The 13,557-nt window shown below is 71.2% G+C and carries 15 protein-coding genes; 7 read left to right on the top strand and 8 right to left on the bottom strand.

Annotated features, from left to right (window positions below):
- Positions 1–236 precede the first annotated feature (236 nt).
- Positions 237–1,340, top strand: coding sequence for an acyltransferase (locus tag V6S67_RS13830; protein WP_334210773.1), 1,104 nt, complete (start codon positions 237–239; stop codon positions 1,338–1,340).
- On the opposite strand, the gene V6S67_RS13825 is transcribed toward V6S67_RS13830, so the two are convergent.
- Positions 1,267–1,767 (bottom strand): DUF6314 family protein, encoded by a 501-nt coding sequence (locus tag V6S67_RS13825; RefSeq protein WP_334210772.1) that lies wholly within the window; start codon positions 1,765–1,767, stop codon positions 1,267–1,269. The genes V6S67_RS13830 and V6S67_RS13825 overlap by 74 nt on opposite strands.
- Entirely contained in the window at positions 1,764–2,495 is a 732-nt protein-coding gene (locus V6S67_RS13820; RefSeq protein WP_334210771.1) for a hypothetical protein, read from the bottom strand. Before V6S67_RS13820 ends, V6S67_RS13825 begins: the two co-directional genes overlap by 4 nt.
- 104 nt (positions 2,496–2,599) lie before the next feature.
- Here V6S67_RS13820 and V6S67_RS13815 point away from each other — a divergent pair, with 104 nt between their 5' ends.
- Together V6S67_RS13815 and V6S67_RS13810 are read left to right on the top strand one after the other, a co-directional pair.
- On the top strand, positions 2,600–3,037 hold the full coding sequence (locus V6S67_RS13815) for a MarR family winged helix-turn-helix transcriptional regulator (RefSeq protein WP_334210770.1): 438 nt from the start codon (positions 2,600–2,602) through the stop codon (positions 3,035–3,037).
- 101 nt (positions 3,038–3,138) lie between these two features.
- Positions 3,139–4,389, top strand: a complete 1,251-nt coding sequence (locus V6S67_RS13810) for an MFS transporter (protein WP_334210769.1) — start codon at positions 3,139–3,141, stop codon at positions 4,387–4,389.
- A 21-nt stretch (positions 4,390–4,410) separates the two neighbouring features.
- Here the strand turns inward: V6S67_RS13810 and V6S67_RS13805 are convergent, their stop codons facing one another.
- A complete protein-coding gene (locus tag V6S67_RS13805) occupies positions 4,411–4,881 on the bottom strand; it encodes a DUF1810 domain-containing protein (protein ID WP_334210768.1) in 471 nt (156 codons plus the stop codon).
- Between the two features lie 51 nt (positions 4,882–4,932).
- Between V6S67_RS13805 and trxA the strand changes: the two genes are divergently transcribed.
- A complete protein-coding gene (gene trxA / locus V6S67_RS13800; protein WP_334210767.1) occupies positions 4,933–5,322 on the top strand; it encodes a thioredoxin in 390 nt (129 codons plus the stop codon).
- Between the two features lie 60 nt (positions 5,323–5,382).
- On the opposite strand, the gene V6S67_RS13795 is transcribed toward trxA, so the two are convergent.
- Both V6S67_RS13795 and V6S67_RS13790 read right to left on the bottom strand, forming a co-directional pair.
- The gene (locus V6S67_RS13795) at positions 5,383–5,673 is read right to left on the bottom strand and encodes a putative quinol monooxygenase (protein WP_334210766.1); all 291 of its coding nucleotides are present in this window, start codon (positions 5,671–5,673) and stop codon (positions 5,383–5,385) included.
- A gap of 9 nt (positions 5,674–5,682) precedes the next feature.
- Entirely contained in the window at positions 5,683–6,657 is a 975-nt protein-coding gene (locus V6S67_RS13790) for a DNA-3-methyladenine glycosylase family protein (RefSeq protein ID WP_334210765.1), read from the bottom strand.
- Between the two features lie 119 nt (positions 6,658–6,776).
- Here V6S67_RS13790 and V6S67_RS13785 point away from each other — a divergent pair, with 119 nt between their 5' ends.
- Positions 6,777–8,132 (top strand): CapA family protein, encoded by a 1,356-nt coding sequence (locus tag V6S67_RS13785; protein ID WP_334210764.1) that lies wholly within the window; start codon positions 6,777–6,779, stop codon positions 8,130–8,132.
- On the opposite strand, the gene V6S67_RS13780 is transcribed toward V6S67_RS13785, so the two are convergent.
- Both V6S67_RS13780 and V6S67_RS13775 read right to left on the bottom strand, forming a co-directional pair.
- Positions 8,129–9,211 carry a tartrate dehydrogenase gene (locus V6S67_RS13780; protein ID WP_334210763.1) on the bottom strand — a complete coding sequence of 361 codons (1,083 nt, stop codon included), beginning with the start codon at positions 9,209–9,211 and terminating at the stop codon, positions 8,129–8,131. The two genes, V6S67_RS13785 and V6S67_RS13780, sit on opposite strands and share 4 nt — an antisense overlap.
- 40 nt (positions 9,212–9,251) lie before the next feature.
- Positions 9,252–10,412: an SLC13 family permease gene (locus V6S67_RS13775; RefSeq protein ID WP_334210762.1), complete on the bottom strand. Its 1,161-nt coding sequence runs from the start codon at positions 10,410–10,412 to the stop codon at positions 9,252–9,254.
- A 101-nt stretch (positions 10,413–10,513) separates the two neighbouring features.
- On the opposite strand from V6S67_RS13775, the gene V6S67_RS13770 reads away from it, so the two are divergent.
- Positions 10,514–11,890: a cystathionine beta-synthase gene (locus V6S67_RS13770; protein WP_334210761.1), complete on the top strand. Its 1,377-nt coding sequence runs from the start codon at positions 10,514–10,516 to the stop codon at positions 11,888–11,890.
- 28 nt (positions 11,891–11,918) lie between these two features.
- A complete protein-coding gene (locus V6S67_RS13765) occupies positions 11,919–13,079 on the top strand; it encodes a cystathionine gamma-synthase (RefSeq protein ID WP_442884808.1) in 1,161 nt (386 codons plus the stop codon).
- Positions 13,080–13,139: 60 nt separating this feature from the next.
- On the opposite strand, the gene V6S67_RS13760 is transcribed toward V6S67_RS13765, so the two are convergent.
- Positions 13,140–13,556 (bottom strand): hypothetical protein, encoded by a 417-nt coding sequence (locus tag V6S67_RS13760; RefSeq protein ID WP_334210760.1) that lies wholly within the window; start codon positions 13,554–13,556, stop codon positions 13,140–13,142.
- Position 13,557 lies beyond the last annotated feature (1 nt).

Below are 13,557 nucleotides of genomic sequence, written 5' to 3'. Positions count from 1 at the left end.
CCTGCTCCTTTGCTCCGTCGGACCATGTCCGTGCCGCCGTGCCGCCGTGCCGCCGTGCCGCCGTGCCGCCGTGCCGCCGTGCCGCCGTGCCGCCGTGCCGCTGTGCCGCCGTGCCGCTGTGCCGCCGTGCCGCTGTGCCGCTGTGCCGCCGTGCCGCCGTGCCGCCTTGCACCAAGCGAAGCGAACGGAGTACTCCCTGTCAACGGCACCGGATGGATGCCTGTACCACTTCCCTCGTGCTGCGGCCATCCGGGGAGGGCCACCCTCCGAAGTACCGGTGCGCATGCCTACAGTGGGATCTCGACGCCGGGGAGGCCACCATCAGCACCACCGAGCACACACGCATCGGCTGGCTCGACAGCCTGCGCGGTGCCGCCATCCTCCTCGTCGTCGTCCTGCACGCGGGGGAGGCCCTCCGTGTGGCCGTCGGTCCGACCCCGGGGCTCGACCAGTTCAACCTGTTCCTCGAGCCGTTCCGCATGCCCGTGCTGATGTTCCTCTCGGGGATCCTGCTGCCGCGGTCCGTCGCCAAGTCGGGGCGCGAGTACTTCGCGGGCAAGGCCTCCATGGTGGCGTGGCCCTACCTCCTGTGGTCGGTGATCATCCTCGCAGCCAGCGGTGACCTCGGCCCCGCTCGGCTGGCCGAGATCCTCTACCTGTCGCCCACCTACCTCTGGTACCTGTGGTTCATCCTCGTGTTCTACGCGCTGGCCTATCCGCTGCGGCGCGTGCCACCCCTGGTGATCGCGGGTTCAGGGCTCGCGCTGTCCTTCGTGCTGCCGGATGACGGCCGCCCCGGGACCCTCGCGTTCCTGGCGGCCTTCTTCTTCTTCGGCGCGTGGTGCGCACGCCACGCACGCCTGGTGGAGCGGGCCATCGGCAGGCCGTGGGTGCTCGCGCTGGCGGCGGCCTCGGCGGTCACCGTGGGTGTGCTCAACGTGGCGGGCCGGGACGTCCTCTACCGGGGCGAGTTCGTGTGGGGCGTGGTGGGTGCCCTCGGGGTGGTGTGCTGGATCTTCCCCCGGCTCGGGGTCAACCGCGCGACGGCGGCCCTCGAGTTCGTGGGACGGTACTCGATCGTCTTCTACGTGGTGCACCTCGGCCCGGTCATGGTGACGCTCGCCCTCGCCGAGGCCGCCGGGGTCGCGGGGACGTGGTTGCTGCCGCTGCTCCTGGCCGTGGGCGTGGGGGTGCCGCTCGGACTGGCCTGGGTGTATTCCACCCGGGCGCATGCATCGGTGGATCTGCTGTTCGAGTTGCCCGCCCTCAAGCGGCGTCCTGTGGTGTCGGGGCCCCGGGACCGTCGGTCGAAGGCGCGGAGGGGGCTCCGGTCCGGGTGAGGACGGTCGTCAGGAGATGGTCCTTCGCCGGACCCGTGACGTCCCAGGAGTAGTCGACCGTGCCGTAGGCCGTGACGGTGAAGTGCACGCGGTAGGTGTCCGGGGAGCAGGCGTGCTCGTCGCGTGCCGTGCCCGACCGCAGGTCGAGGTGGCACAGCACCCGTCCGTCCGGGAAGGTGACGGTCGCCCCGGTGTCCCCGGGCCCCCCGGGGTCGATGCGGTACGAGCGCGTGGCCGGGCCCCGGAACGAGGCCCAGCAGACCGTGCCCTCCTCGTCCCACCGCAGGCCGCCGCCGTCGGGCGTGAAGGTCGTGGTCCCCGAGAAGGTGCCTGTGGTGCCGGTCGAGCGGTCCAGGAGCTGCCGCCGGGTGGACCAGGTCCCGGCGAGGAAGGCGATCGGATCGGGGACGGGGACCGGTCCGCTCATCGGTCCGGGATGCCGTCGGCCTCTAGGCGCAGCCGTGCCCGGACATCCTCGAATTCTGCGGCCCCCGCAGGTGTCAGCGCCACCGGGGTGTTCAGCCCGGGCCGGCTGCCGCCCCACCCGAGGTCCACGAGCTCGCGTGCGTCGAGGTCCCTCATGATCCGGTCCAGTGCGTCGTCCGGGAATCCGGTCGCCAGCCGGAGGCTCCGCAGGCCGGCGGCGTCCACCGCTGCGAGGGCTGCGAGCACGATGAAGGGGTTGTCCGATGCGCTCGTCGGGGAAGGGGATTGCTGTCCGCGACGCCGGATGAGCCACACGCCGCTGGCTGCGAGGGGCGCGGCCAGCAGGCCCGCGATGCCCAGCGCGCCCCAGAGCGGCAACTGCGGGCGATGACCGAGTACCAGCAGTGCGCCGTTGATGAGGTAGACGGCCGCGGGGGGAAGGAAGGAGCTGAACGCGAGTCGCCGGTTCCACCCGTGGGGGAGGACGCTCCTCGTACGGCGCGTGATGGCGACGAGGACGATCACGGCGATCAGGACGGCGATCAGCCCGGACAGGACGAGCGGAGGTGCGGCGTCGCTCAGCATGAGCGTGAGGGCGCCCGCGACGACGACGGAGAACGCGACAGTGGCTCGACCCGTCGCGACCGACGGGGTGCCGGAGAGGCGGAGGGCGGCTGTGTCCGCGTCGTCGAGCAGCGCCTGGGCCCTGAGCCTGATCACGGATGGCACAGCGTCCTGCATGGTCCCCCTCCGATCGGCTCGTCCCACGCTAACCCGGACCGCACGGCCGCGCATCTTGCCTTTCGGGGCCAGAACTGTTAGGCTACCTAACTATGAGCCTCTCCACGGATTCCCGGCTGCTCGAGCTCGCGCAGTCCTTCCGCACCACCCTGCGCCATGCCGTCTATCTCAGCCGCTCCATGGACAGCGACGGGGAGCTCACCACCATGCAGATGAGCACGCTGAGCATGGCCGCCGAGGAGCCGCTGCGCGTGAGCCGCGTCGCCGCCAACCTCGGCGTCCGGGTGCCCTCCGCCACCGAGCAGATCATCAAGCTCGAGCAGGCCGGCCTCGTCCGCCGGCAGCCGGACCCCACCGACTCCCGCGCCGTCCTGGTGCAGCTCACCGACAAGGGCCGTGACGCCTGGACGGCGGCCGGCGCGCGCCGCAACGAGCGCGTCGCCGCACTGCTCGACCGGCTCGACGAGGACGAGAGGGCCACGCTCGCCGCAGCCCTGCCCGTCATCGAGAAGCTGACCTCCGCCACCTGAGCCGGCCCAGGGGCCTCCTCAGGAGCATCCCTGCGCCTCCGCATACCTCCTCGAAGCGATCCGAACCACCTGAACCACCTGAACCACCTAGGAGCATCCGCGTGACCACCCGCGTGACCACCCGCAAGACCGACCGTGACACGTACAGGGGCCCGGCGCACGCAGCACGACCCGCGTCGGTCCCGGCAGACCGGTCCTTCTTCCGCCAGCCCAAGGCCGTCTGGGCCACTGCCCTCGCGGCCGTGTTCGCCTTCATGGGCATCGGTCTCGTGGACCCCATCCTCCCTGCCATCGCCGAGAACCTCGACGCCTCGCCGAGCCAGGTGTCGCTGCTCTTCACGAGCTACTTCCTCGTCACGGCCGTGGCGATGCTCGTCACCGGCTTCATCTCCTCGCGCATCGGCGGCAAGAAGACGCTCCTGCTCGGGCTCGGCCTCATCGTCGTCTTCGCGTCGCTCTCCGGGCTCTCGGGCGACGTCTCCACCCTCGTCGGCTTCCGGGCGGGCTGGGGCCTCGGCAACGCCCTCTTCGTGGCCACGGCGCTCGCCGTGATCGTCGGTGTCGCCAGCGGAGGCACCGCGACCGCCATCATCCTCTACGAGGCCGCCCTCGGCCTCGGCATCTCGCTCGGCCCCCTGCTCGGTGCCCTCCTCGGCGGTTGGCAGTGGCGTGCACCGTTCTTCGGGACGGCGGCCCTCATGGCCGCGGCGTTCGTCGCCCTGGCCGTCCTGCTGCCGGCCACCCCGGCGCCGGCCGCGAGGACGTCCCTCAGGGACCCGCTGGTCGCACTCGGCCACAGGGGCCTGCGCACCACCGCGTCCAGCGCCCTGTTCTACAACTACGGATTCTTCACCATCCTCGCCTTCACGCCCTTCGTGCTCGGGATGGACGCGTACGGCATCGGTGCGGTCTTCTTCGGCTGGGGCCTCATGGTCGCCGTCTTCTCGGTCGTGGTGGCGCCCGTGCTGCAGCGCCTGCTCGGCACCACGCGCGTGCTGCTCCTGACCCTCGGCGGGCTGGCGCTCGTCCTCGCGGGGCTCGCCGTGGCCGCGGAACGCTCCGTGACCGCCGTCGTCGTCCTGGTGGTCGTCTCGGGCGCCCTGCTCGGCATCAACAACACCCTCTACACCGAACTGGCCATGGGCGTCTCCGATGCGCCGCGGCCCGTCGCCTCCGCCGGCTACAACTTCGTCCGGTGGCTGGGCGGTGCCCTCGCACCCTTCGCGGCGACGAAGCTGGCCGAGATCTACGACCCGCGGACCACGTACGCGGTGGCAGCGGTCATGGTGCTCGTGGCGGGCGCCGTCGTGTTCGCCGGCCGGGCCTCGCTGACGCACGCCGCCGAGGCCTAGGAGCGGAACGGGCCGACGGCGTCAGCCCGCCAGGATCGACGTCGTCGCCGGGTCCTCCGCCCCGCCGTAGTACCGGTCCAGCAGCGCCCTGAACCACGGCTCCTGCGGAGCGGCCTGGTCGAAGAGCGTCAGGGAGGACTGCAGCTTGCGGGCATCGATCCCGCCGAACACGGCGACCGGATCGCTCCCGTCCAGGTTGAGCAGTGCATGGACGCTCTCCAGCAGGCGGGGTCCCAGGACGGGATGCGCCAGGTATGCACGGGCCTCGTCGAGCGAGCCGATGGCATACCGCACCGCCGTCGGACTGCTCCCGAGCCCCGCGATCTGCGGGAAGACGAACCACATCCAGTGGCTGGTCTTGCGGCCGCGCTGCAGCTCGTCGAGCGCCTGCGGGTAGGTGCCCCGGGCGTCCTGTGCCTCGACGAAGCGCGCGAGATCATAGGGGTCATCGGTCACGTGTGCGTCCTTCGGTTCGTGGGGGGAATTCTTCATCGGTAGCGAACAGGCCTGACAAGGGGGTGCGCGGGTCGCTAGCGTTGAGGGATGTCGACAATCAATATCACCGAGGCAAGCTTCCCGGAAACCATCGAGGGCAACGACATCGTGTTCGTTGACTTCTGGGCCGACTGGTGCGGGCCGTGCAAGCAGTTCGCGCCGGTCTACGACGCCGTCTCGCAGCAGCACGACGACGTCACCTTCGCGAAGGTGGACACCGAGGCCGAGCAGTCGCTCGCCGCCGCCGCGGGGATCACCTCGATCCCCACGCTCATGGCCTTCCGCGAGAAGGTCCTCGTCTTCTCCCAGCCCGGCGCGCTCAACGCGACCCAGTTCGGTGAGCTCGTCGAGGCCGTGAAGAGCCTGGACATGAAGGCCGTGCACGAGCAGATCGCGCAGCAGGCAGCCGGCGGGGCCCCCGCCGCCGACGCCCAGTAGGCGTCCCGAGAACCACGAAAGCCCCGCACTCGTCGAGTGCGGGGCTTTCTTCGTCATGGGTCACGCGGCGCGGTCCGACCGGACCACGTCCGCGGGCCGGGCGAGCAGCGCGCTCAGCGACTCGCCGAGGTCCTGGACGGCGGGTCCCTGCAGGTGCGTGTCCAGCAGTTCGGTGGACTCCCACTGCTCGGTCAGGACGATCCGGTGCTCCTGGGCCTCGGTGATCTCGTAACGGATGCAGCCCGGCTCCTGCACCACCTGTTCGATGGCGATGTCCAGGGCGAGCTTCACGCGGAAGAACTCGCCGTCGAGGGGGATGAAAACAGCGGTGACGTCTACGGGTCGGGTCATGCTCCCACCCTAGCGGCGGCGGTGGTCCTCGGGGGACAGGCGGGGGCCGTAGGCCTGTTTCCGGAAGCCGCTCGCGTACAGGGTCCGGACCACGCGCTGGCGCTGGCCCTTCCACGGCGCGAGGAGCTCGATCATCCCGGCATCGTCGGTACGCCGTCCGGTGAGGGCGGCTCCGACGAAGGCCGCGAGGTGGTAGTCGCCCACGGAGATGGAGTCGGGGCAGCCGTGCGTCCGCTGGACGACCTCGGCCACCGTCCAGACGCCGATACCGGGGACGGAGCGCAGCCCTGCGCGGACCGCGTCACCGCCCGGCTGGGACCCGAGCCGCTCGAGGCCGCTCGCCACGAGCGCGGCCTTCAGGATGGTCGTCGACCGTTTCGCGTCCACCCCGGCCTTGTGCCAGTCCCAGGAGGGGACGCGGCGCCACTGCTCCGCGGTCGGGGGCAGGCGGAGCCCCGCGGGGGCCAGGCCCCCGGCGTCGGGGGCGGGATCACCGTAGCGGGTGAGCAGGTAGCGCCAGGAACGCTTCGCCTCGAGGTTGGTGACCTTCTGCTCCAGGATCGCCCGGACGATGGTGTCGAGCATGCGGCCCGATGCCGGCAGGCGCACCCCGGGACTGAGGTACCTGCCCTTCCGGGCGAGATCGGGCAGCGTCGCCGAGAACGCTGCGTCGTCGAACGCGCTCCAGTCGTCGTCGGCGCCCAGCAGGCGGGGGACGTTCTCGAGGGCCAGGGCCGCCCCGGGGCCCCACGCCGTCGCCCGGATGCGACAGTCGTTGAGGGAGCCGCGCTGCTGCAGGACCAGCGTCACCGGCCCGTCCGCCGTGCGGTACGCGAGCCAGTGGTCGGGGCCCTGGACGATGAAGGAGGGGTCGTGCGGGCCGCACTGCAGGGTGCCGACCGTGCCGGCCAGGCTGTAGGGGCCGTCGGGGTGCCACTCCGCGGCCTCCGCGCCCGCGGGCACGACGGCGGGGGCGATGGTCATGCATCCATGGTGTCACGATGCCGACGGCGGACCGGGCTCCGACGGCGTGTCACCCCGCCCCACGCGGGAGGGGCGCGGGAGTACCATCGGGCATCCGGTGGAATCGTGAGGACCAGCAGATGGCGGAGCCGCGCAGCGAGGGGGCGAGCGGCTCCTCCCTGCGCGCGCCCGGGACGGGACGTCGGCCGCCCGGCCTGACAGGGCGTCTCGCCGTCCTCCTCGGGGCGGTCCTGCTCTGCGTCGGGTGTACCGGGGGCGGGGCGGAGGAGGGCGCGGGGAGCGGGCCTCCGCCGTCGGCCCCGGACCGGGCACCGACGACGACGCCGGCTCCTGCTCCGGCGACCCCGGCGACCCCGACGACCCCGACGACCCCGGCGACCCCGACGACCCCGGCGACCCCGTCGACGCCGTCCCCCGTGACTCCCGCGGCATGCGAGGACTGCGCCAGCATCGTCGTCACGGGGGACCTCCTCGTCCACCCGCAGTTGTGGGAGCAGGCTGCGGCGGACGCGATGGTGACGGGCAGGCTCCCGCTCGATTTCGAGCCGCTGCTCGCGGACCAGCGCCCCTACCTCTCGACCGCCACGCTGGGGGTCTGCCATCTCGAGACACCCGTGGCCGACGCGGGCGGGCCGTTCGCGGGATACCCGCGGTTCGACGTGCCACCGCAGATCATCGGCGCCGCGAGGGAGGTCGGCTACGACGTCTGCACCACGGCCAGCAACCACTCGATGGACCAGGGCCCGGAGGGGGTGGAGCGGACGCTCGCGGCCCTGGACGCGGCGGGCCTCGGCCACACCGGATCCTATGCCGACGACGCGGACGCCGCGCGGCCCCTGATCCTCGACGGTCCGGAGGCGAGGGTCGCGGTCATCGGCGCGACCTACGGCCTCAACGGCCTCATGGCCGATCAGCCCTGGCGGGTGGACATGCTCGACGCACCGGCGATGATCGCGAAGGCCAGGGCCGCCAGGGCGCAGGGAGCCGACATCGTGATCGCGGCCGTGCACGCCGGCGACGAGTACGCCTCCCGCCCGAACGCGCAGCAGACGGAGACCGCGCACGCGCTCGCCGACAGCGGCCAGGTGGACTTCGTCTACGGACACCACACCCACTCGGTCCTGCCCATCGAGCGGTACAACGGCACCTGGATCGTGTACGGCCTGGGGAACGGTGTGACGGAGCTGTCACCGACCTACGAGGTCAACAACGAGGGGCTGATGGTCCGGGCCCGCTTCAGCCGGGACGGCGCGGGCGCCTGGTCGGTCTCCGGACTCGACTGGCTGCCGTCCCTGATCGTCGCCGGGCCCTACCGCTGGTGCTCCCTCGCTCCGGACCGGCCGGCGGGTGCGTGCTCGTCGCCTGAGCAGGAGGCCGCCGTGCGGGAGCGCACACGCAGCGTGGTCGAATCCCTCGGCGCAGCTGCCGCGGGAGCCCGCCAGTGGGACCTCACCGCCGAGGGTGCCGGGCGCTAGGCCTGCCCCGCGACGGCCGATGCGATCGTCGCGCCGAGCGACGACGTCGTCCCCGTCCCGCCGAGGTCGCGCGTCAGTGCGTCGCCACCGGTGGCCAGCACCGATTCGATGGCCGCGAGGATCCCGGCGGCGGCATCCGCCTCGCCGAGGTGCTCCAGCATCATCGAGGCGCTCCAGATCTGGCCCACCGGATTGGCGATGCCCTGGCCCGCGATGTCCGGCGCGGAGCCGTGGACCGGTTCGAACAGGCTGGGGAAGGTGCGGTCCGGGTTGATGTTGCCGCTCGGTGCCACGCCGATCGTCCCCGTGCAGGCGGGCCCGAGGTCCGAGAGGATGTCCCCGAAGAGGTTGCTGGCCACCACGACGTCGAACCAGTCGGGATGCAGGACGAAGTTCGCGCAGAGGATGTCGATGTGGAACTTGTCCGTCCGCACGTCGTCGTAGCCGGCGGCCATCGCCTCCACCCGCTCGTCCCAGTAGGGCATGGTGATCGAGATGCCGTTGCTCTTGGTCGCCGAGGTCAGGTGCTTCTTCTCCCGCTTCCGCGCGAGGTCGAAGGCGTACCGGAGGATGCGGTCCACGCCCGTGCGGGTCATCACGGTGTCCTGGATGACCGTCTCGCGGTCGGTGCCCTCGAACATCCTGCCGCCCACGCTCGAGTACTCGCCCTCGGTGTTCTCGCGGACCACGTAGAAGTCGACGTCGCCCGGCTCCCTGCCCGCGAGGGGACTCGTGATCCCCGGGAGCAGCCGCACGGGGCGCAGGTTGACGTACTGGTCGAAATGGCGCCGGAACTGCAGCAGGCTGCCCCACAGCGACACGTGGTCGGGCACGACGTCGGGCCAGCCGACCGCACCGAAGAAGATCGCGTCGAAGCCCCGCAGTTCCTCGAACCAGCCGTCGGGCAGCATCTGCCCGTGCTCCAGGTAGTAGTCGGCGCTGGCGTAGTCGAACTCGACGGCGTCGACCGCGAACCCGTACCGGTCCGCCGCCGCCTGCAGCGACCGCAGCCCCTCCGGCATGACCTCCTTGCCGATGCCGTCCCCCGCGATGACCGCGATCCTGTAGGTGTTCGTCATGGCTGGCTCTCCTTCTGGGCGTCCGGCGTACCGTCCCAGCCTAGGCTCCCGCACCGAGCCACAGCACGAGGACGGCGGCCGGCAGCAGCACGGCCGTGACCAGCAGCCCGGCCAGGGCGAACGGCACCCACCGGATCGAGATGCCGAGCGAGCGCAGCCGCTCGGCCCAGAGCAGCGTCGCGAGCGAGCCCCACGGCGTCACGAGCGGGGCGAGGTTCACCCCGATCAGCAGCGCCGCGAGGCGCAGCGGAGACGCGGCCACCGGTTCCAGGGCGAGATAGGCCGGCAGGTTGTTGACCGCGTTGGCACCGGCCGCGCCCACGGCGGCCAGCTGCAGCAGGTCGACGAACTCCTCGCCGTCCCCGGCGAGCGGAGCGACGAACGAGTCCAGGCCCTGGGCGTGCGCGGCCGTGACCAGCACGAAGAGGCTGAGTGCCAGGACGAGCGGTGCGACGGGGATCAGCCGGAACGTCAGCGCGTCCCGACGCCGGACCGCGAAGACGACGGTCAGGACGACGGCCCCCGTGCTCGCGCTCACCGCCACCGGCAGGCCGCTGACGAGGGCGGGGAGGAGCAGCGCGAGGACGGCATAGCCCCAGGCCAGCAGCACCGGGTCCGCTGCCGCGCGCGCCGGTGCTGGGGAGAAGGTGCCGGAGAGCTGTCGCCGGAAGATCAGGAACAGGACGATGCACGGCACCACGACGCCGACGATCGCCGGCCCGTACACGAGCCCGGCGAAGGCGGCAGGGCTCAGGCCGAGGTGCTCCTGTACCAGCAGGTTGGTGAGGTTGGACACCGGCAGGAGCAGGGACGCCGTGTTCGCCAGCCACACGATCGTCACGGCGAACGGCAGCGGCGGCAGTCCGGCCCTGCGCGCGAGGAGCACCACGAGCGGGGTGAGCAGGACCGCAGTCGTGTCCAGCGAGAAGAAGACGGTGCACGCGACCGCGAGGAGGACGGCGACCAGCCACAGCGCGAGCACGCGACCGCGGGCCAGGCGCGCGGAGGCGGCGATGACGCGCTCGAAGACCCCCGCGGAGAACAGGAGATCCGTGACGACGGTCATGGCGGTGACGAAGAGCAGGATCGGCCAGATACGGGTCCACAGCTCCGCGGCGTCGGGGCCGGGAAGGAGCCCGGTGACGACGCAGACCGCCGCGAGCGCCGGCAGGACCGCGCGCAGGGCAATGTGACGAGTCAAGGGCGGTCTCCGTTCCGCGGGAAAGTATTCCACGGGTGCCGGGCGTCCCGCGGCGTAACGGCGGCGCGGCGGCGGGCGCGGCAGCCGGTAGCGTTGTACGCATGAAGTACGCCAATTCCATCGTTGACCTGATCGGCAACACCCCGCTGGTCAAGCTCAACTCCGTCACCGACGGCATCAGAGCAACCGTTCTCGCGAAGGTCGAGTACCTCAACCCGGGCGGGTCGGTGAAGGACCGCATCGCGGCGAAGATCATCGACGCGGCCGAAGCCGAGGGGAAGATCAAGCCCGGCGGGACCATCGTCGAACCGACCTCCGGCAACACCGGCGTCGGACTCGCCCTCGTGGCGCAGCAGCGCGGCTACAAGTGCGTCTTCGTGGTGCCCGACAAGGTTGGCGAGGACAAGCGCAACGTCCTCAAGGCCTACGGCGCGGACGTCGTGGTCACGCCGACCGCCGTCGCCCCCGACAGCCCGCACTCCTACTACGGCGTCTCCGACCGACTCGTCCGCGAGATCCCCGGCGCCTACAAGCCCGACCAGTTCTCCAACCAGAACGGGCCGCTGAGCCACTACGAGACCACGGGCCCCGAGATCTGGGACGACACCGACGGCAGGCTCACGCACTTCGTGACCGGCGTCGGCACCGGCGGCACCATCACGGGCACCGGCCGGTACCTCAAGGAGGTCTCGGCCGACCGCGAGGGCGGCCCCGTGCGCATCATCGGCGCCGATCCGGACGGCTCGATCTACTCGGGCGGCACCGGGCGCCCCTACTTCGTCGAGGGCGTCGGCGAGGACATGTGGCCGGACTCCTACGACCCGTCCGTGCCCGACGAGATCCACGCGGTGACCGACGCCGACAGCTTCGCGATGACCCGGCGGCTCGCCCGCGAGGAGGGCCTGCTCGTCGGCGGGTCCTGCGGCATGGCCGTCGTCGCGGCGCTGCGCGTCGCCAAGGACCTCACCGAGGACGACGTCGTCGTGGTGCTGCTGCCCGACGGTGGCCGCGGCTACCTCGGCAAGATCTTCAACGACGACTGGATGAGGTCGTACGGCTTCATGGACAGCGGCGTCGACACGAGCGTGGCCGACGTGCTGCGCACCAAGAGCGGGGCCATGCCCGATCTCGTGCACACCCACCCCACCGACACCGTCCGCGATGTCATCTCGATCATGGACGAGTACGGCGTCTCCATGATCCCCGTGCTGTCGCAGGAACCTCCCGTGAAGATGGGCGAGGTGCTCGGATCGGTGGACGAGCGCTCCCTCACCGCGAAGATCTTCCACGGCGAGGCGAAGCTGACGGACAAGATCTCGGAGCACATGGACGCGAAGCTGCCCCTCATCGGGTCGCTCGAATCCATCGGCACGGCGCGCGAGCGCCTCCAGGACAGCGACACGCTGATGGTGACGTTCGTCGGGTCGCCCGTGGGAATTCTTACGCGCCACGACTTGCTGACATACATGAGCAAGTAATCATCACCCCCCGAATTCCAGGAGCATCGTGACCCACTCCGCCCAGGGCTTCAACACCCGCGCCGTCCACGCCGGCCAGACCCCCGACCGCACCACGGGAGCGGTGATCCCGCCGCTGTACCAGACCACCACCTTCGCGCAGGACGGCATCGGCAAGCTGCGCAACGGCTACGAGTACGGCCGTGGCGGCAACCCCACCCGCGACGCGCTGCAGGTGCAGCTCGCCGCACTCGAGGGCGGCAAGCACGCCTTCAGTTTCTCGTCGGGTCTCGCCGCCGAGGACGCGCTCATCCGCGCCGCGCTCCGACCGGGCGACCACATCGTCCTCGGGAATGACGCGTACGGGGGCACCTACCGCCTGATCGACCGGGTGCTGTCCCAGTGGGGCATCACCAACACCGCGGTCGACATGGCGGATCCGGTGGCCGTGAAGGCGGCTATCGCCGCGAACAACACGAAGATGGTGTGGGTCGAGACGCCGTCGAACCCGATGATGAAGATCACGGACATCGCCGCGACGGCGCAGCTGGCGCACGACGCCGGGGCCCTCCTGGTCGTCGACAACACCTTCGCGTCGCCGTACCTGCAGCAGCCGCTCACCTTCGGTGCCGACGTGGTGGTCCACTCGACCACCAAGTACATCGGCGGGCACTCGGACGCCAGCGGTGGCGCGGTGGTCGTGGACGACGACGAGCTCGCCGACAAGATCGGCTTCGTGCAGTTCGCCGTCGGAGCGGTCTCCGCGCCGATGGAGGCCTGGCTCACCACGCGTGGGCTCAAGACGCTCGGGGTCCGGATGGACCGCCACTCCTCGAACGCGACGGCCATCGCCCGCTGGCTGCAGGAGCAGGACGAGGTGGACCGCGTCTACTACCCCGGACTGCCCGAGCACCCGGGGCACGACCTCGCGGCCGCCCAGATGAAGGACTTCGGCGGCATGATCTCCGTGACCTTCAAGGGCGGGGCCGAGGCCGCGAAGAAGGTCGCGGAATCGACGCACGTCTTCCTGCTCGCCGAGTCCCTCGGCGGCATCGAGTCGCTGATGAACTACCCGTCCGACATGACGCACGCCTCGGTCAAGGGCACCGAACTGGCCGTCCCGGAGAACCTCATCCGGCTGTCCGTCGGTATCGAGGACATCGAGGACCTGATCGCCGACCTCGAGCAGGCCATCTCGGCCCTGCGCTGAGCTCCGACACACGGAAGGCCCCTCCCGCGGGAGGGGCCTTCCGCGCGTCCGGGCCGGCTGCTAGCGCGACCCCGGCCACCGCAGGCGCTTCTTCGCCTTCGGCTGGGTGAGCTGGAAGTAGTCGCTGCTCTGCGGCAGCCACATGAGCAGCACGGCGACGAGCATCGCCCCCGCGATCAGGGACAGGCCCGGCGTCCCGCGCACGACGATCGGTACGCCGACGATGATCCCGATGGTGCTCAGCAGCTCCCGAGCGCCCCTCCTGCCCCGCCGGAGCGGCAGCAGCAGGAGCAGTTGCAGGACGGCCAGCGCCCCGAAGAGCGCACCGAGCCCGATCAACCCGGCCCGTTCGAGATCCTGCACCGCGGCCGACGTGACGAACGTGCCGGCCGCGACGAGCAGCAGCACCGCGATCACGAGCCACAGGACGATCGCGGCGCGCAGGGTGAAGGGTCGGGGCGGCAGGGGCTTCGCCACG

The organism is Arthrobacter sp. Soc17.1.1.1 (assembly GCF_036867195.1).
GTDB lineage: Bacteria > Actinomycetota > Actinomycetes > Actinomycetales > Micrococcaceae > Arthrobacter_D.
This window is presented reverse-complemented; position numbering and strand designations above follow the sequence as displayed.

Excerpts from the sequence above, each read along its gene's own strand:
- V6S67_RS13825 (WP_334210772.1), bottom strand. The coding sequence starts at position 1,767 with ATGAGCGGACCGGTCCCCGTCCCCGATCCGATCGCCTTCCTCGCCGGG.
- V6S67_RS13785 (WP_334210764.1), top strand. The coding sequence starts at position 6,777 with ATGGCGGAGCCGCGCAGCGAGGGGGCGAGCGGCTCCTCCCTGCGCGCG.
- V6S67_RS13815 (WP_334210770.1), top strand. The coding sequence starts at position 2,600 with ATGAGCCTCTCCACGGATTCCCGGCTGCTCGAGCTCGCGCAGTCCTTC.
- trxA (WP_334210767.1), top strand. The coding sequence starts at position 4,933 with ATGTCGACAATCAATATCACCGAGGCAAGCTTCCCGGAAACCATCGAG.
- V6S67_RS13790 (WP_334210765.1), bottom strand. The coding sequence starts at position 6,657 with ATGACCATCGCCCCCGCCGTCGTGCCCGCGGGCGCGGAGGCCGCGGAG.
- V6S67_RS13795 (WP_334210766.1), bottom strand. The coding sequence starts at position 5,673 with ATGACCCGACCCGTAGACGTCACCGCTGTTTTCATCCCCCTCGACGGC.
- V6S67_RS13780 (WP_334210763.1), bottom strand. The coding sequence starts at position 9,211 with ATGACGAACACCTACAGGATCGCGGTCATCGCGGGGGACGGCATCGGC.
- V6S67_RS13805 (WP_334210768.1), bottom strand. The coding sequence starts at position 4,881 with ATGAAGAATTCCCCCCACGAACCGAAGGACGCACACGTGACCGATGAC.
- V6S67_RS13770 (WP_334210761.1), top strand. The coding sequence starts at position 10,514 with ATGAAGTACGCCAATTCCATCGTTGACCTGATCGGCAACACCCCGCTG.